This is a genomic window from Aquabacterium lacunae (assembly GCF_004310865.1).
Taxonomy (GTDB): Bacteria; Pseudomonadota; Gammaproteobacteria; order Burkholderiales; family Burkholderiaceae_C; genus Aquabacterium; species Aquabacterium lacunae.
Window position 1 is genome coordinate 351055 of sequence record NZ_SIXI01000003.1, and the last position, 16747, is coordinate 367801.

Consider the following 16747-nt stretch of genomic DNA (forward strand, 5'->3'; position numbering starts at 1 on the left):
CCCCGACCCTAGGTCGGGGACGGACGCCGGAACCTGTCTCGCTAAAGTCAACGTGTCAACGAAATGGCACGCTGACGCGTCTATGACAGTACAGTCTCAGTTCAACGACTGACAGGAGTTTTCACGTGAACCGTTTTGGTCATTGGATTCGGGCTCTGGCCCTGGTCGGAACCGTCACTGCCTCCGGCCTTAGCCACGCCCAGGCCGTGGACGGCGAAGTGCGCAAGGTGGACGCCGATGCCGGCAAGATCACCTTGAAGCACGGCGAGATCAAGAACCTGGACATGCCCGCCATGCAGATGGCCTTCCGCGTGGCCGACCCGGGCTTCCTGAAGAAGGTGAACGTGGGCGACAAGGTGACGTTCACGGCCGACAAGCTGAACGGTCAGTTCACCGTGACCAGCATCGACGTCAAGAAGTGACCTGCTGAACCGGGCCCCAGGACACCGGAACACCACCCAACAACGCAAAAGGCCCCGGGGGATGCCCGGGGCCTGTTTGCTCGCATGTGCCCTCCCTGGACATTCGGTATGCGATGACAGCGCACACGCTGCTCTGGCTGTTGTTGTGCTTGATGCAGCGTGCGATGCACAGTTTAACCTGGCATCCCATGAACATGTGAAGAACTGCGCACCGGGTGGTAACAAGATGCTGCCCGTGCCGGTGCGCACCCTTCGCCCTCAGCAACACCGCATCAGCAGTGCCGTGAGCGTGATGTAGCGCAGCGCCTTGCCCACCGCCATGTAAAAAACGCAAGGCCAGAAGGGCAGGCGCAGCCATCCGGCCACCGCGCACAAGGGGTCACCCACCACGGGCAACCACGACAGCAGACAGGCTGCAGGCCCCCAGCGCAACAGCCAGGCCTGAGCCCGAGGGTGGCGCTCGGCCAGCGAGGGTGTGGCGGGCTCCGCCTGGCGCGCACGCCAGGCGTCTCGCGCGTGCACAGCCCCGCGGCCCATCCACCACGACAGTGCCCCGCCCAGCGTGTTGCCCAGCGTGGCCACCGCCACGGCGGGCCAGAACAGGTCGGGGCGTGCGGTGACCAGGGCCAGCACCGCAGGCTCCGAGCCCATGGGCAGCAAGGTGGCTGACACAAAAGCCACCAGAAAAACAGCACTGAGGCCGACCTGAGGCACAGCCAGTTGTGCCAGCACGCCTGCCAGAAGGCCGTGCATGTCCATCACCATCAACACTCCATCCGCCGGTGCGACGCCAGCGAGCGCTCAGGGCGAGTGGATCTCGCCGCCCAAGAATCATGACACGCGGGCCGGAAAAATCATTGGCCAACCCCGCGCCGAGCCGCTATAATCTGCCTCTTTTTTAAGCAGCCCTGGCCAGCGTTGGTCGGGGCTTTGGTGTCTTTGGCCCCTGACAAGAGCAGGGGCGCGCCGCCCGTCTTCAGGAAGCCCCGTGCAGATCGGTCCCCACACCCTGCCCAACGCGCTGTTCGTGGCCCCCATGGCGGGGGTGACCGACCGGCCCTTCCGCCAGCTGTGCAAACGGCTGGGGGCCGGCTACGCCGTGAGCGAGATGGTGACCTCGCGCAAAGACCTCTGGCACAGTCTCAAAACGTCACGCCGCGCCAACCACGATGGCGAAACCGCGCCGATTGCCGTGCAGATCGCCGGCACCGACGCGGCCATGATGGCCGAGGCCGCGGCCTACAACATCGACCGCGGCGCCCAGATCATCGACATCAACATGGGTTGCCCGGCCAAGAAGGTGTGCAACAAATGGGCGGGCTCGGCCCTGATGCAGGACGAACCCCTGGCCTTGCAGATCGTGGAAGCGGTGGTGGCTGCCTGCACGCCCCATGGTGTGCCTGTGACCCTGAAAATGCGCACCGGCTGGAGCCAGCAGCACAAGAACGCGGAGCGCATCGCCCGGGCGGCCGAAAGCGCCGGCGTGGCCATGCTGACCGTGCACGGCCGCACCCGCGAGCAGGGCTACAAGGGCTTTGCCGAGTACGACACCATCGCGGCCGTGAAGGCGGCCGTGAAGGTGCCCGTGGTGGCCAATGGCGACATCACCACCCCGGAAAAGGCCCTGGCCGTGCTGCGACACACCGGCGCTGACGCGCTGATGGTGGGCCGCGCCGCCCAGGGGCGCCCCTGGATCTTCGGTGACATCGACCATTTCCTGCGCACGGGCGAACACCGGGCCCAGCCCCTGACCACCCAGGTGGCCCAGTGGCTGCTGGAACACCTGGACGACCACTACGGCCTGTATGGCGAATTCGCCGGCGTGCGCACCGCCCGCAAGCACATCGGCTGGGCCGTGCGCGCCCTGCCCGGTGGTGAAGCCTTCCGCCAGCACATGAACACGCTGGAAAGCTGCGAAGCGCAGGTGGTGGCGGTCAGCGCGTTCTTCGAGCAGCTGGCCTCCGAGCACGAGCGCCTGCCCACCAGCCACACTGCCCCCCTGATCGACGACGCCTCGGACGACACCGAGGCCGACGAAACCGCCACGGCCAGCGCCCCCACCCGGGGTGCCGACCCGCGCACCGCCTGCCACCTGAACTGAGGCAGGCATTTCAGAGAAGACATGAGCAAGAAGAACATCCAAGACTGCATCAAGGACAACCTGGAAAGCTATTTCCAGGACCTGCGCGGTGCCGAGCCCCATGGCGTGTACGACATGGTGCTGGCCGCCGTCGAAAAGCCCATGCTGGAGCTGGTGCTGGCCCGCGCAGAAGGCAACCAGTCCAAGGCCGCCGACTGGCTCGGCATCAACCGCAACACGCTGCGCCGCAAGCTGATCGAGCACAAGCTCGTGAAGTGAGGCTCGCGCCTGCACTCCGCTTTTTCAACATCCACGCTCTTTGAACTGAAGGAAACACCATGGCCTTGACCGCCTTGCTGTCCGTGTCCGACAAGACCGGCATCGTCGAATTCGCCCAAGCCCTGCATGCGCAGGGCGTGCGCCTGCTGTCCACCGGCGGCACCGCCAAGCTGCTGGCCGACAAGGGCCTGCCCGTCACCGAAGTGGCCGAGATCACCGGCTTCCCGGAAATGCTCGACGGCCGCGTCAAGACGCTGCACCCGCGCGTGCACGGCGGCATCCTGGCCCGCCGCGACCTGCCCGAGCACATGGCCGCCCTGAAGGAACACGGCATCGACACCATCGACCTGCTGGTGGTGAACCTGTACCCCTTCGCCCAAGCCACCGCCAAGGCCGACTGCACCCTGGCCAACGCCATCGAGAACATCGACATCGGCGGCCCCACCATGCTGCGCTCGGCCGCCAAGAACTGGCAGGACGTGGCCGTGATCATCGACCCGGTCGACTACGAGCAGGTGCTGTCGGAAATGAAGGCCGGCCAGATCACCCGCACGACCAAGTTCATGCTGGCCAAGAAGGTGTTCGCCCACACCGCCGCCTACGACGGCATGATCACCAACTACCTGACCAGCCTGGAAGCCGGCGCCGAGCTGGCCACTGAAACCGTGCCCGCCAAGGCCGAGTACCCAGCCGTCTACAACCTGCAGCTGCACAAGGTGCAGGGCATGCGTTACGGCGAGAACCCGCACCAGAGCGCCGCCTTCTACCGCGAAGCCCAGCCCGTGGTCAGCACCCTGGCCAACTGGACGCAGATCCAGGGCAAGGAACTGAGCTTCAACAACATCGCCGACGCCGATGCCGCCTGGGAATGCGTGAAGGCCTTTGAGACCCCGGCCTGCGTGATCATCAAGCACGCCAACCCCTGCGGCGTGGCCGTGGGCGCCGGCCCGCTCGAGGCCTACAGCAAGGCCCTCAAGACCGACCCCACCAGCGCGTTCGGCGGCATCATGGCCTTCAACCGCGTGGTCGATGCCGACGTGATCGAGGCCATCAACGCCAACAAGCAGTTCGTGGAAGTGGTGATCGCGCCGAAGTTCACCGACGCCGCACGCGCCGCCTACGCCAGCAAGCAGAACGTGCGCCTGCTGGAAGTGCCCCTGACCGACGCCACCCGCACCCTGGGCAACGCCCTGGACTTCAAGCGCGTGGGCGGCGGCATGCTGCTGCAGTCAAGCGACAGCATCGACCTGGTCGGTGACATCAAGGTGGTGAGCAAGCTGCAACCCACGGCCGAGCAGCTCAAGGACATGCTGTTTGCCTGGACCGTGGCCCGCTTCGTCAAGAGCAACGCCATCGTGTTCTGCAAGGACGGCATGACCATGGGTGTGGGCGCCGGCCAGATGAGCCGACTGGACTCGGCCCGCATCGCCAGCATCAAGGCCCAGCACGCCGGCCTGACCCTGCAAGGCAGCGCCGTGGCGTCGGACGCCTTCTTCCCGTTCCGTGACGGCCTTGACGTGGTGGTCGACGCTGGCGCCACCTGCGTGATCCACCCGGGCGGTTCCATGCGCGACGACGAAGTGATCGCCGCCGCCGACGAACGCGGCATTGCCATGGTGTTCACCGGCACCCGCCACTTCCGTCATTGAGCCTGCCCTCCTCGCGCCCGGCACCTGTCGGGCACGAAGCCGGCAACAAAAAAGGCCCTTCGGGGCCTTTTTTCATGGGGGCACGGCGTGGCTTCAGCCCGGGCGGCCCACGACCTGCACGGCATCGACCAGCTTCACGCCGGGCACCACCTTGTTGGCAAACACCACCCGCACCGAGGCCACCTTGAAGGGTGTGCGCTCGAACTTGCGGATGAACCACGTGCGGTCGCCGCGCCATTCAGGAGGATCGCCCACATCACCGGCCCACAAGGTGTGGGGTTGTCCGGTTTCGTCGATGGCATCCAGGCGGGTGATGGCACGGGGCCCCACTTGGCCGCGCAGCACCACGCGCACCTCGGTGGCGTGCACCGGCTGTGCGTAGGTGACCGTGAGCCAGTCCAGGCCTTCGGCATCATGCAGGTTGCGCCAGGTGTTGCCATTGGCCGGGCCCGTGGCGTTCATGGGCGAGCGCTCGGGGTCGGACACCACCTGGGCGGCCACGTTGTCACCCACCGAAGAGCCCGTGGTGGCCTGCACGCCCCATTGGGCGCCGGTGTCGGCCATGTAGCGCTCTTCCATGGTCTCGTATTCAAGGCGCGAAGCGTCATCCACGGCCGGCGTTTCCGGCAAGGTGGCCACCTGCAGGTCGGCAGGTGCTTCGGCCTCGCTGGCCACAGGGTCGGCGGCAGCGTTTTTGCTGCCCTCTCCGGCGGGCGCCAGGCTGAGTCGTTCGCTGCAGGCACCCAGGCCCATCGTCAGGGCAGCGCACAGAGGCATCAGGGCCCAGATCGTTTTGTTCACGGTGGCACTCCAAAGCAAGCTGCCACTGCGGCACCCGAATCGGAACCGTCCCTGTCAGGGCAGACACCCCGGATCATGCGACAAAGCAGCGGACACCGGCGAGGGTTTCCGGACACGAGGCACCCCCTCAAGCACGGGGGGAGTCAATGCTTCAGGCGTTATGCTCTTGTCCCTGATGAGAATTCTCGGCATCGATCCCGGCCTGCAGGTCACCGGATTCGGCGTGGTCGACGCCGATGGGCCTCGCCTGTCCTATGTGGCCAGCGGCACCATCAAGACCAAGGAGGCGGCACAGGGCGACCTGCCCGGGCGCCTGAAGCTGATCTTCGACGGGGTGCGCGAAGTGGTCGCCACCTACCAGCCCACCGAGGCGTCGGTCGAAATCGTGTTCGTGAACGTGAACCCGCAATCGACCCTGCTGCTGGGACAGGCGCGGGGCGCGGCCATTGCGGGCTTGATGTCGCAGGTGCAGCCACCGGCCGTGGCCGAATACACCGCCTTGCAGATGAAAAAGGCCGTGGTGGGCCATGGCCATGCCGCCAAGGCCCAGATCCGCCACATGGTGATGCGGCTGCTGAACCTGCCACGTGAGCCCCACAACGATGCAGCCGACGCCCTGGGCCTGGCCATCTGCCACGCACACGCCGGGCAGGCCATGGCCCAGATGGCGCGCGCCACCGAGCTGACCCGCCGCACCCACGCCCAGATCAAGGGCGGACGGGTGTATTGACCGCGGGCTGAGCCCCCGCGGACAGGCTCACTGCCCGTCTTTGATCATGCGGCCGGCCGCATTCTGGATCGGGCGGGCGTTCATGGGGTACATGCGTGCAAACACGTTCATCTGCTCACGCGAGAACTGCACCGGCTGCTTGAGCACCATCCACAGCACGCCTTCGCTGCAAGGGGGTGTGGTCAGCGAACCCATGTAGGTCACGTAGCGCTGATCTTCAGGCAGCAAGGCCAGCAGGTCCAGCATCACTGGCGAGCGCTGCTCCATGCCCTTTTCCAGTGGCAGGCTGTTCCACACCAGCTGCACGGCCGGATGGGCTTTGCCTTGCTCGATCAGCACGGCCACCACGGCCAGCTTGCCGTCGACATCCTTGTGCACCATGTGGGCCACCATGTCGAACTGGCGGCCGTTGAGCCGCTCTTCGCTGGGGCGGTGGAAGTGGAACTGCACCAGCTCGTAGCGGTGGCCCAGCACGCTGATGGCGTTGCCGGGCTCGACATTGACCTGCACGGTGTGTCCGTTGTCGATGACCTTGAAAGGCGTCGGCCGGTAGTCGAACTGGATGGGTTCAAGCTGCACCGGGATGCCGTCGCGGATGTCGATGGGGCTCTGGCGCTTGCCCAGCATGCAGGTCTGGAACTCGGGCCTCAGACGCCCCCAGCTCTCAGGGCCCGTGTCACCGGCATAGGCCCAATGCACATCGTGCCCTTGAGAGCCTGCCCGGTGGGCCGCCGCGGCAGCCGCTGCCTGAGGGCTGTTGCCATGGGCCTCGCTGCCGCCCGGCTTCACGCGGGCACGGGGTGCAGGCGCCGTCTTGGGGCTCACGCGCAGCACCGGTGCCGTCTCGTTCTTCGAACGCACCTCGGCGATCTTCTGGTCGATCAGGTCACGCAGCTCGGTCATGGACACACCGGCCGCCACGGGCTGGCTACCAGCCTTTTCCACCTCGGTGCGGGAGCCTTCGCGCGCGCCCTTGCCGGTGTCTTTGCCGGCCTCCTTGCTGCCCTCTTTGGCCGATTCCTTGCCAGCGTCTTTGCCCGGCTCTTTCGACGCCGCCTTGGCCGCCGGCTTGCCATGGTCGTCGCCATGGCCCTCGGCAGCCCGGGCGCTCGGGCCGAAACCCAGGCTCAGACCCAGCAGGCCACAGGCCAGCCCCAGACGGGCCCAAGGGGACAAACGAAGCATGGTGCTCTCCCGATCGATGCGTGCAATCAATGCGTGCATTTCGACCAGAGAAACCTGCAACTTGAGGGATGAAAAATGTGAAGTCAGCCGATAGGCCGGATTCTGTGCAGCCCACGCCTTGCGTTGTGGGCCGTGACCGCCATTCCTCTGGGCCGCCTGTCGCCAGTGCGGCTCGATGCCACCTACCCGCACACTCCCCGGGCCAGGTCAACGTGTGCCTATTTGGTGTTGCTGCGCGTAGAGATTGCCCGTTTCACCCTCTGGGCCCAGCCATTCTTTCGAATGGCCTTTGCCGAGGCTTTCGCCTCGTCAAGGCCCAGAGACTCGTCTCTGTTGCTCTGATCCTCACCTCGCGGTGGAGAGGTGTTACCTCCTACGCTGCCCTGCGCAGTCCGGACCTTCCTCCAGTGCGCCCTTTCGGGCCTTGCACCAGCGGCGATCTGGCTGACTTCACCGCGGCATTATCGCCGCTGGGCCACCCGCACGCCCGTTCACAGACCGGCTTTTTTCAGGGCCTGCATGAACTTGGCCGGCGCCTGGAAGCCGATCACTCGGGCGGCTTCCACCTCTTGCCCCTGGGCGTTGTAGAACACGATGCCCGGCGGGCCGAACAGGCCGAAGCGCTTGAGCAGCGCCTGGTCGTCGGCCGTGTTGGCGGTCACGTCGGCCTGCAGCATCAGGGCCGGCTGAAGGGCCGCCTGCACGCCCGGGTCGGTGAAGGTGCGCTGCTCCATCTCCAGGCAGGCCACGCACCAGTCGGCATAAAAGTCGAGCATCACGGGCTGCCCGGCCTGGCGCGCCTGGGCCAGCGCCGCGTCCAGCTCGGCCACCGTGCGCACTTTCTGGAAGGGCAAAGCGCTCTGATGGGCCACCACGGGGGTGTCCATGCCCAGCCACTGCGTTTTCACATAAGGCCAGGCGGGTCGGGCGATCCACAGGGCCATGCCCAGCATCAGCACACCGAACACGCCCTTGACGGCCGTCATCCAGGGGCCGGTGCGGGGCAGCAGTTGCCCGGCCGACAGGCCGACCAGCAGCAAGGGCACGCTCATGCCCCAGGCCATGGCGTACAGGGCCGTGCCACCCAGCACCACGTCACCGGTCTGGCTGATGTACAGCAGCGCGCCGGCCAGCGGGGCCGACACGCAGGGGCTGACCACCAGGGCCGACACGGCCCCCATGGCGAACACGCTGATGAACTGGCCGCCGGGCAGGCGGTTGGTGCCTTCGCCCAGCCAGGTCTGCACGGCCGCGGGCAGGCGCAGCTCGTACAGCCCGAACATCGACAGCGACAGCAGCACCATCAGGGCGGCAAAGCCCATCAGCACGGCCGGGTGCTGCAGGTAGGCGGCCAGCCCCTGGCCCAGCAGGCCGGCGGCCACGCCCAGCCCGGTGTAGACCAGGGCCATGCCTTGCGAGTAAGCCAGCGCCAGGGCAAAGCCCTTGCCGCGCCCCACCTGCTGGCCGTGGCCAATGATGATGGACGACAGGATGGGCACCATGGGCAGCACGCAGGGCGTGAGCGACAGCAGCACCCCGGCCAGCAGGAAGGCCCCCACGATGCGCCACAGGCTGCCCGAGGCCAGCGCCAGACCGATCGCGTCGTCGTCCGATGCGGTCGCCGGGATGGGTGCCGCGGGTGCTGCCATGCCACCGCCCTCCCCCGCAGGCCCAGAAGCCAACGCCTCACCAGCAGGCCCATCGGTGGCCGATGCATCGGCCACGGCCACCACACGGGTGCCCTGCTCCACCGTGATCTTGTAGTGTTTCTTTTGCGGCGGGTAGCACAGCCCGGCGTCGGCACAGCCCTGGTAGTTCACGGCCACCCACAGCGTGGTCGGCGCCTGCTGTGGGCGCCAGCGCGCCGTGACCGGGCCGTGGTAGATCTCCATCTCCTTGGCGAAGGTCTCGTCGTACTTGCGCTCGCCATCGGGCAGGCTCAAGGTGCCCTGCACGCTGGCAGGCCGGGGCTCGACCCCCATGCGCTCCTTGTACAGGTACACGCCCTTGGCCGGCAGGAACTCCAGCACCAGTTCGCCATCGGCGCCGGCCAGCGCCGTGAGGCGGAAGGCCTGCTCGGGTGGCAGGAAGGTCTGGGCCTGGGCCCGCTGGGGCAGGCCCAGCGTGACGAGCAGGGTCAGCCACAGGCTGGCCAGCAGCCACCAGGCAGACAAAGGGCGTTGCAAGGTCATGGCAGGAAATGGGCCCGAGGGCCGACAGCAGGTTCGCCGAAGTATGGCCCAGCGCAAGACCCCGCGCCGTGCCAGGGGTTCCCCAGCCCCCTGCGGCAAGCCCTGGACGTGCTGCACAATCAATGCCCGCCTTGCGTCCAAGGCCCGCTGTTGCCACCAGGAGCCCACCCCATGAAAGCCCAGACCATCCTCGAGACCATCGGCCACACCCCGCACGTGCGCATGCAGCGCCTGTTCGGCCCGCAAGCCGAGGTGTGGATCAAGGCCGAGCGCGCCAACCCGGGTGGCTCCATCAAGGATCGCATCGCGCTGGCCATGGTCGAAGACGCCGAGGCCAAGGGCCTGCTCCAGCCGGGCGCGACCATCGTTGAGCCCACCTCGGGCAACACCGGCGTGGGCCTGGCCATGGTGGCCGCCGTCAAGGGCTACAAGCTCGTTCTGGTCATGCCCGACAGCATGTCGATCGAACGCCGTCGCCTGATGCTGGCCTATGGCGCCACCTTCGACCTCACCCCGCGTGAAAAAGGCATGAAGGGCGCCATCGCCCGTGCCGAAGAGATCGTGGCCGCCACGCCCGGCGCCTGGATGCCCCAGCAGTTCGACAACGCGGCCAACATCGCCGTGCACGAACGCACCACCGCCCAGGAGATCCTGGCCGACTTCCCCGAGGGCCTCGACGTGCTGATCACAGGCGTGGGCACCGGCGGCCACATCACGGGCTGCGCGCGCGTGCTCAAGAAGGCCTGGCCGAACCTGAAGGTGTTTGCCGTGGAGCCCACCGCCTCGCCGGTGATCTCGGGCGGCGCCCCGTCGCCGCACCCCATCCAGGGCATTGGCGCCGGCTTCATCCCCAAGAACCTGCAGACCGACCTGCTCGACGGCGTGATCCAGGTCGATGCCGAGGCCGCCCGCGAAATGGCCCGCCGCAGCGCCCGCGAAGAGGGCATGCTGGTGGGCATCTCGTCCGGGGCCACGCTGCAGGCCATCGCCCAGAAGCTGGGCGAGTTGCCTGCTGGAACGCGCGCCCTGGGCTTCTGCTACGACACCGGCGAGCGGTATTTCTCGGTGGAAGGCTTCCTGCCAGCTTGATCTGGCGCAAACCGGCGTGCGGCCGCGCCTTCTAGCCTGAAGGCATGGACTCGTCATTCATGAGCAGCCCGCAACAGCCCCATCACCCCGCCTCACGGTCGCACCGCAAGGTGCGCCTGGGAGCACCACATTGGCTGGACATGGCCTTGGTGCAGATGCTGGCCTTCGGTGCGCTGGTGCTGGTGGCCTGCGGCGTGGGCTACTGGGTGTTCGACCCGGCCATCGAGACCCTGGAAGACGGCGTGTGGCTGGCCTTCACCACCGCCGCGACGGTGGGCTATGGCGACATCGTGCCCACCAGCACCACGGCCCGCATTTTTTCGGTGATCGTGGTGCTGCTGGGCTTTGCCATCTTGTCGATGGTGACGGCGCGCATTGCCGCCAAGATGGTGGGCACGCAAGAGCGCCGCATCGAGCAGGAGATCCTGCACGACCTGCATGCCGAGATGAAGTTGCTGCGCAACGAACTGGCCGAGGTCAAGGCACGGCTGCCTCAGGCGCCGGCCCATGGGGCACCACTGTCGCGCGAAGCACCCCGGTCTCCCGAGGTGCTTGCTTCACCGGTGCACCCAGACCTCAGTTCAGGGCACTGACCGGCACCAGCGGCAGCACGATGCTCGACGGGCGAGCCGGGTCGTTGTAGAAGGTGTTGACGCCCCCGTTGGCCTCGGCCTGCTGAGGCTGCGGCCAGATGCCCATGGCCTGGTTGCTGGCACTGATGGCCACGCGCAGCTTCTGGCCCTTCTTGACCAGGGCCGCGGCCGGGAACACCTCCACCGGCACCAGCATGGGCTGCCCAGGCACCACGGCCAGGCGCGATGCCGTGGTGAACGGGTGCCACGGCTGGATCATGGTGCCCTTCACGTAACGTGAACGCGAGGGGTCGACGGCCCGGAAAGCAGCCGACATCAAGCCGGTGCTGATGGGGGTGGCCTTGCCCCAGATGTCGACCGCATCCACCCGCACGGCCACCGCGGCTTCGCGCTTGGTGCTGCTCATCCAGATGTCGGCCTGCATGGGGCCATTGAGGTACATGTCGGCCTGCAGCGGCGCCGTCTCGAAGATCAGCGCGCCCTGGGCCCTTTCGACCGTGTTGCTGTTGGTGTAGCAGGCCTTGGGCAGCAGGCCGCCCAGGCCGAGTGACCACTGCACATAGCTGCTCGAGCAATCGCTGCCATCGTTCAGCGTGACGCTGGACTTGACCGTGGTGCCGTCGCTGCTGGCCGCATAGGTCACCACCGGGGCCTTGGGCTCGCTCACGGTGCGAGCGGCTTCACCGGCGGCAGGTGCCTGGGTGGTGAGGCCGCCATTGCCGCGCAGGTACAGGCGCTGCGGCGTCATCTGCGGGTGGGGCCAGTCGGTGCTGCGGGCGTACTTGTCGCTGCTGCCGTAGCCTTGCACGAACTGGGTCACGTTGGGCAAAGCAGCGGCACCGGTGTTCATGCCCTTGAGGTATTGATCGAACCATTGCAGCATCAGCTTGGACGCTTCAGGTGCACCGCCCGAGCTCGCACTGGCCCCGCTCAGGGCGGTCTGCACTGCACCGATGTGCGAGCCAGGCAGCACCACCAGCTTGGTGTTCACGCGCTGCTTGAGTTGCTCGTACAACAGCGGCTCGTCACGCTGGAAGATGTCGTTGCTGGAGCCAATGATGAAGGTCGGCACGTTGATGCGTGAGGCCTTCTCGATGGGCGAGCGCACCGACCAGAAGCTGCCGTCGTCGGTGGCATAGCCAGACTGGCCTTTCAGCGAGTTCTCCACCGTGGGCAGGTACCAGCTGTTGATGGCGGCCACGTGCTGTGCGGTGGCCGCGGCAATCTGGTCGGCGTACTCGGGGTACTTGTCCTGTGCCGACTTGTTGCCCAGCACGCTGAGCGACTGGGTCAGTGGCAGCCACAGGCTGATGAACTGCGCATTGAGCAGGCCCCCGATGCCTACCGTGCCGCGGTAGGCATCGCCCATGGGCACTTCACTGAACACCGCCTTCACGGCCGGGTGCTGCTGCCCCGCCGTCATCAAGCTGGTGATGCCCAGGTAGGACGTGCCCGCCAGCCCCAGGTTGCCATTGAACCAGGCCTGCTTCGTGACCCATTCGACCGCCTCGCCATAAGCGGCCTGCTCGGCCTCACCGAGCAATTGGGCTTCACCGTCGGACAGGCCAGAGCCCAGCACATCCACCGCCACCGACACATAGCCGCGGCGGATCATGAACTCGTCCTTTCCGCCCACCAGCAGGGTGTTGCCCGTCAGCACGACACCACCCAGCAACTGGCCGGTGTCGATGCGGTAAGCCGTCTGCGTGAGGATGGCCGGGAAGCGGCCCGCCACCGGCTTGTTGCTGGCGTCGGCCGGCACGGTCACCAGCACCGCCAGCTTCTGGCCAGTGCGGGTGGTGATGAACTGCAGCGGCAAAGTGACAGCGTTGGGGTACTCGGCCGCGCGGGTGTATTCCTTCCAGATGGCACCAGCGTTGCTGGTGACAGGGGTGCTGGCCTGGCTGAGCTGGCCGCGGGTGCCCAAGGTGGTGGTCTGGGCCTGGGCCGAAGCGCACAGGCCAGCGGTCAGCAACAAGGCGGCCAAACGGCTCAGACTGTGGCGGTGGGGGGCGATGGACAACATGCGAAGCTCTCCGTGCAATGGCTGACGCCTGGTGTGTGAAGTTGCACGGATCGTAGGGAGCCACGGTGCGTCAGCCAATGGCTGGACTGACCACCCGATTGCCCGCAGGCGCTGGGGCTTTCCCCCAATGCGAAGCTCAGTCTGCGTCAGCCGTGGCCATGCCGGGGATGGCGGGCACCGGGCTCAGACCCAGCTGGCGATCACGCCACCCCCCCGGTGTTTCGCCCCGCCAGCGCCGAAATGCCCGGTGGAAGCTGTGCACCGAACCGAAGCCCAGCGCGTCGGCCACCTGTTTGATCGGGCGCTCGGCATCGGCCAGCAGGCGTTCGGCCATCAGCACCTGGCAACTTTGCAGCAGCTCGGCATGCGAGGTGCCCAGCTGCTCCAGCTGCCGACGCAAGCTGCGCTCGGTCATGCGCAGCTGAGCCGCGGTTTCCTGCACGGACGGCCAGCGCGGCAGGCTGGCGAGCAACCATTCGCGCACGGTTTCAGCCAGATCGGAGCCGGCCTGCATGGCCGCCAGGGCCGACTCGGCCCGCGCACGAGCTGCCACGTTGGCCACCGGGTCGCTGGTGGGCATGTGCAGGTCCAGCAGGCGCGGGTCGAACCAGAGGGTGCAATGCGCCGCCCCCGGGTTGAGCAAGGCCCCGAACACGCCCTGATAACGGGGCATCTGTTCGGGTCGCGGGTGGTAAGGCAGGTCCACCCGCACGATGTCGTTGGGGCCCCAGCCCACCATGCGCAGCAGCATCATGCCGCTGGTGGCCACCTGGTCGCAGCGGAAGTGGCCACTGAGCCCACCGTGCACCACCGGCTGCACCCGAATGCCCGCCAGCCCGCCAGACTCCACCAGCTCCCACTCGGCCTCAGGCAACAGCAGCCGCCCAAAGCGGCGCACATCGGCCAGGATCTGACGCAAGCTGGGGGACGACATGGCCAACGGCGCGATCGGGCCGTAGCGCATCAAGGCCAGGCTTCGGCCAACCACCAGCCCGAAGGTGTCATCGCCCGAGACATGGATGGCCTCGGCCATCATGCGATCGAGTTGCTCGGCAGGCAGCCAGGGCCCGTCCTCTGCGACCTCGTCCAGGTCCCGAAACCCCACCGCCTGCAAGGCGCGCATGCCGTCGTGGCCCTCGATGTCGAGGGCCGTGGCCAGGATCTTGAAGTTGATGGGCGAAATGAGCATGAAGGGCCGAGGCCATGGAACAGGCGCAGCCCGGGAGTGTGGCCCCGAACGTGTCCGAATGTGAACAGACGGCATTGGGTGTTTTCACCAAGCCACCCCTCAGAGCAAGGCCTGACCGACTGCGCAAGGCACCTCCCGGGCGAAAAAAAACCCGGGCTCACAGGGAGCCCGGGTTGAAGGAGAGGTCCGCATGAACCTCACACTGACTAACCGTGTGATCAGAATACACGAGTTCTCAGATGAAGTCACCTTGGGTCTGTCCCTCGAATGCGCGGCGCCCACCGGGACAAGCGGTGGGCGACAAGCCTGGATGCGGCCCGGGAAATCAGGCGGAGGTCGAGCGGAACTGGCGTGAGAGCAGAAGGTCCCGCAGCGCGCGCGCGGCCGCTTGCACCTCGCGACGCGAGGCCGAATGCACGCCCACCAGGTTCACATGGCCATGGCCCAGGCCCTCGCCTTCCAGATGGCGCAATTCCACGCGTGCTTTGCGCAACACCTGGGCCAGGGCCAGGCCTTCGTCGCGCAGCATGTCGAGGGCGGCCGTGCACAGCACGGTGGGCGGCATCAGGGCCATGTCCTTGTGCCACAGGGGAGACACGCGCGGGTCGCCCTTGGCCATGGGCTCGTCACCCAGGTAGTGCTGGTAGAACCAGGCGCGGTCTTCGGTGCTCAGGAACAGCCCGTGGCCGTAGGCCTGCTGCGACGGCCGCTCGGTCATGAGGTCGGTGCCCGGGTAGAACAGCAGCTGGGCGGCAGGTGCCTCGCCTTCACGGGCCAGCTGGTGGGCGGCCACAGCGGCCAGGGTGGCACCGGCGCTGTCGCCACCAATGGCCACGGCCTGCGGCTGCACACCCCAGGCTGGCGCGTGCAGACGAGCCCAGCGCATGGCCGCCACGGCATCCAGCAGCCCGGCCGGGAAGGGGTGCTCCGGGGCCAGGCGATAAGCCACCGACAGCACCTGCACGCCGGCCTCGCGGCAGATCAGGCGGCACACATCGTCATGCGTGTCGAGGTCACCCAGCACATAGCCGCCCCCATGCAGGTACACCAGCAGCACGGGCACGGCCTTGTCGGCTTCAGGCAGGTAGTGGCGGGCCATCAGGCGGCCGTCGTCACCGTCGATCTCGATGTCTTCGACCGCGGCCACGGGCCAGCCTCGCTGCAAGGGCAGCACGGCGTCACGCATCTGCTGGCGCGCGGCCTCGGGTGTCAGCTCCCAACGCTGAGGCCCACCCTGCAGGGCCATCAGGCGGCGCAGCACCGCCAGGAAAGGGTGCAGGCGCTGCCCGGCGATCTCGGGTGTGGGCAGCATGAACCGCGGCAGGCGGTCACACAGCAGGTCGATGGCGCGCAGCACGCGCGCTCTCGCTTTCGACATCAGACCAGGCGCCAGTTCAGGGTGTCGCCGCCACGCAGGGGCTTGATGACGGTTTCGCCGAAGGGCAAGGTCTCGGGCACCACCCAGCTTTCACGGCGCAGCGTGACCGTGTCGGTGTTGCGCGGCAGGCCGTAGAAATCGGCCCCGTAGAAGCTGGCAAAGCCCTCCAGCTTGTCGAGTGCGCCCACGGCCTCGAAGGCCTCGGCGTACAGCTCCAGGGCACAAGGGGCGCTGTAGCAGCCGGCACACCCGCTGGCGTGCTCCTTCAGGTGGGCCGCATGCGGCGCGCTGTCGGTGCCCAGGAAAAACTTGGGGCTGCCGCTGGTGGCCGCCTGCATCAGGGCCACGCGGTGCTCTTCGCGCTTGAGCACCGGCAGGCAGTAGTAGTGCGGGCGAATGCCCCCCATGAAGATGGCGTTGCGGTTGTACAGCAGGTGCTGCGGCGTGATGGTGGCGCCCACGAAGGCATCGGCCTCGCTGACGTACTGCGCGGCTTCCTTGGTGGTGATGTGCTCGAACACGATCTTGAGCTCGGGGAAATCACGGCGCAGCGGGATCAGCTTGTCGTCGATGAAGGCCTTTTCACGGTCGAACACGTCGATCTCGCTGTCGGTCACTTCGCCATGCACGCACAGCACCAGGCCTTCGCGCTGCATGGCTTCGAGCACGCCGTAGGTGTGGCGCAGGTCGGTCACACCCGCGTCGCTGTTGGTGGTGGCACCGGCGGGGTAGAGCTTGAAGGCCACCGCCCCCATGGCCTTGGCACGCACAGCTTCTTCGGCCGGGGTGTTGTTGGTCAGGTAGAGCACCATCAGGGGCTCGAACTGCACCCCCGCAGGCACGGCCGCACGGATGCGGTCGCGGTAGGCGGCGGCCTGCTCGGCGGTGGTCACCGGCGGCTTGAGGTTGGGCATGACGATGGCCCGTGCGAACTGGCGGGCCGTGGCCGGCACCACGCTGGCCATGGCGGCACCGTCGCGCACGTGCAGGTGCCAGTCATCGGGTCGGATCAAGGTCAGGTCGGTCATGGCGTCACACCCACAGCAGGAAATCGCAAAACCCGTGATTGTCCACCGTTCCAGGGCGCTTGGCAGCGCGCCGAACGCACTATGCTGGGGGCTTGTCATTCCACCA

At 67.1% G+C, this 16747-nt stretch carries 15 protein-coding genes and 1 other RNA gene; 7 read left to right on the plus strand and 9 right to left on the minus strand.

Features of this window, described 5'->3' with window-relative positions:
* Positions 1–125: 125 nt before the first annotated feature.
* Complete coding sequence (locus tag EYS42_RS09000) at positions 126–422, plus strand: copper-binding protein (RefSeq protein ID WP_245503573.1); 297 nt, start codon at positions 126–128, stop codon at positions 420–422.
* Positions 423–680: 258 nt separating this feature from the next.
* Here the strand turns inward: EYS42_RS09000 and EYS42_RS09005 are convergent, their stop codons facing one another.
* Entirely contained in the window at positions 681–1175 is a 495-nt protein-coding gene (locus tag EYS42_RS09005; protein WP_245503574.1) for a YqaA family protein, read from the minus strand.
* Positions 1176–1410: 235 nt separating this feature from the next.
* Between EYS42_RS09005 and dusB the strand changes: the two genes are divergently transcribed.
* From dusB to purH, 3 genes are read left to right on the plus strand one after another with little or no spacing between them, the layout of a single operon-like run.
* A complete protein-coding gene (gene dusB / locus EYS42_RS09010) occupies positions 1411–2523 on the plus strand; it encodes a tRNA dihydrouridine synthase DusB (protein ID WP_130967824.1) in 1113 nt (370 codons plus the stop codon).
* Positions 2524–2544: 21 nt separating this feature from the next.
* Entirely contained in the window at positions 2545–2781 is a 237-nt protein-coding gene (locus EYS42_RS09015; RefSeq protein WP_130967825.1) for a Fis family transcriptional regulator, read from the plus strand.
* A 59-nt stretch (positions 2782–2840) separates the two neighbouring features.
* A complete protein-coding gene (purH, locus tag EYS42_RS09020) occupies positions 2841–4430 on the plus strand; it encodes a bifunctional phosphoribosylaminoimidazolecarboxamide formyltransferase/IMP cyclohydrolase (protein ID WP_130967826.1) in 1590 nt (529 codons plus the stop codon).
* Between the two features lie 93 nt (positions 4431–4523).
* Here purH and EYS42_RS09025 read toward each other — a convergent pair whose 3' ends face one another.
* Positions 4524–5231, minus strand: a complete 708-nt coding sequence (locus tag EYS42_RS09025; RefSeq protein WP_130967827.1) for a hypothetical protein — start codon at positions 5229–5231, stop codon at positions 4524–4526.
* A gap of 175 nt (positions 5232–5406) precedes the next feature.
* On the opposite strand from EYS42_RS09025, the gene ruvC reads away from it, so the two are divergent.
* Positions 5407–5961, plus strand: coding sequence for a crossover junction endodeoxyribonuclease RuvC (gene ruvC / locus EYS42_RS09030; RefSeq protein WP_130967996.1), 555 nt, complete (start codon positions 5407–5409; stop codon positions 5959–5961).
* 27 nt (positions 5962–5988) lie between these two features.
* Here ruvC and EYS42_RS09035 read toward each other — a convergent pair whose 3' ends face one another.
* From EYS42_RS09035 to dsbD, 3 genes are all read right to left on the minus strand, one after another.
* On the minus strand, positions 5989–7146 hold the full coding sequence (locus EYS42_RS09035) for a carbonic anhydrase (RefSeq protein WP_130967828.1): 1158 nt from the start codon (positions 7144–7146) through the stop codon (positions 5989–5991).
* A 75-nt stretch (positions 7147–7221) separates the two neighbouring features.
* An RNA gene (gene rnpB / locus EYS42_RS09040) (RNase P RNA component class A) lies at positions 7222–7598 on the minus strand.
* Positions 7599–7637: 39 nt separating this feature from the next.
* A complete protein-coding gene (dsbD, locus tag EYS42_RS09045) occupies positions 7638–9338 on the minus strand; it encodes a protein-disulfide reductase DsbD (protein ID WP_130967829.1) in 1701 nt (566 codons plus the stop codon).
* Between the two features lie 171 nt (positions 9339–9509).
* Here dsbD and cysK point away from each other — a divergent pair, with 171 nt between their 5' ends.
* Positions 9510–10427, plus strand: coding sequence for a cysteine synthase A (gene cysK / locus EYS42_RS09050; protein WP_130967830.1), 918 nt, complete (start codon positions 9510–9512; stop codon positions 10425–10427).
* 59 nt (positions 10428–10486) lie between these two features.
* Positions 10487–11020 (plus strand): potassium channel family protein, encoded by a 534-nt coding sequence (locus EYS42_RS09055; RefSeq protein WP_245503575.1) that lies wholly within the window; start codon positions 10487–10489, stop codon positions 11018–11020.
* On the opposite strand, the gene EYS42_RS09060 is transcribed toward EYS42_RS09055, so the two are convergent.
* The 4 genes from EYS42_RS09060 to pyrC form a co-directional block, all read right to left on the minus strand.
* Positions 11004–13046, minus strand: a complete 2043-nt coding sequence (locus tag EYS42_RS09060; RefSeq protein WP_130967831.1) for a CocE/NonD family hydrolase — start codon at positions 13044–13046, stop codon at positions 11004–11006. The two genes, EYS42_RS09055 and EYS42_RS09060, sit on opposite strands and share 17 nt — an antisense overlap.
* Before the next feature lie 136 nt (positions 13047–13182).
* Positions 13183–14235: an AraC family transcriptional regulator gene (locus tag EYS42_RS09065; protein WP_165456700.1), complete on the minus strand. Its 1053-nt coding sequence runs from the start codon at positions 14233–14235 to the stop codon at positions 13183–13185.
* Between the two features lie 325 nt (positions 14236–14560).
* Positions 14561–15613, minus strand: a complete 1053-nt coding sequence (locus EYS42_RS09070) for an alpha/beta hydrolase (RefSeq protein WP_130967833.1) — start codon at positions 15611–15613, stop codon at positions 14561–14563.
* A complete protein-coding gene (gene pyrC / locus EYS42_RS09075) occupies positions 15613–16641 on the minus strand; it encodes a dihydroorotase (RefSeq protein ID WP_130967834.1) in 1029 nt (342 codons plus the stop codon). Before pyrC ends, EYS42_RS09070 begins: the two co-directional genes overlap by 1 nt.
* Between the last annotated feature and the right edge of the window lie 106 nt (positions 16642–16747).

Bases quoted from the DNA above. Each gene is read 5' to 3' on its own strand.
- EYS42_RS09005 (WP_245503574.1), bottom strand. From the start codon at position 1,175: ATGCACGGCCTTCTGGCAGGCGTGCTGGCACAACTGGCTGTGCCTCAG.
- EYS42_RS09015 (WP_130967825.1), top strand. From the start codon at position 2,545: ATGAGCAAGAAGAACATCCAAGACTGCATCAAGGACAACCTGGAAAGC.
- purH (WP_130967826.1), top strand. From the start codon at position 2,841: ATGGCCTTGACCGCCTTGCTGTCCGTGTCCGACAAGACCGGCATCGTC.
- ruvC (WP_130967996.1), top strand. From the start codon at position 5,407: ATGAGAATTCTCGGCATCGATCCCGGCCTGCAGGTCACCGGATTCGGC.
- EYS42_RS09035 (WP_130967828.1), bottom strand. From the start codon at position 7,146: ATGCTTCGTTTGTCCCCTTGGGCCCGTCTGGGGCTGGCCTGTGGCCTG.
- dsbD (WP_130967829.1), bottom strand. From the start codon at position 9,338: ATGACCTTGCAACGCCCTTTGTCTGCCTGGTGGCTGCTGGCCAGCCTG.
- cysK (WP_130967830.1), top strand. From the start codon at position 9,510: ATGAAAGCCCAGACCATCCTCGAGACCATCGGCCACACCCCGCACGTG.
- EYS42_RS09055 (WP_245503575.1), top strand. From the start codon at position 10,487: ATGAGCAGCCCGCAACAGCCCCATCACCCCGCCTCACGGTCGCACCGC.
- EYS42_RS09060 (WP_130967831.1), bottom strand. From the start codon at position 13,046: ATGTTGTCCATCGCCCCCCACCGCCACAGTCTGAGCCGTTTGGCCGCC.
- EYS42_RS09065 (WP_165456700.1), bottom strand. From the start codon at position 14,235: ATGCTCATTTCGCCCATCAACTTCAAGATCCTGGCCACGGCCCTCGAC.
- EYS42_RS09070 (WP_130967833.1), bottom strand. From the start codon at position 15,613: ATGTCGAAAGCGAGAGCGCGCGTGCTGCGCGCCATCGACCTGCTGTGT.
- pyrC (WP_130967834.1), bottom strand. From the start codon at position 16,641: ATGACCGACCTGACCTTGATCCGACCCGATGACTGGCACCTGCACGTG.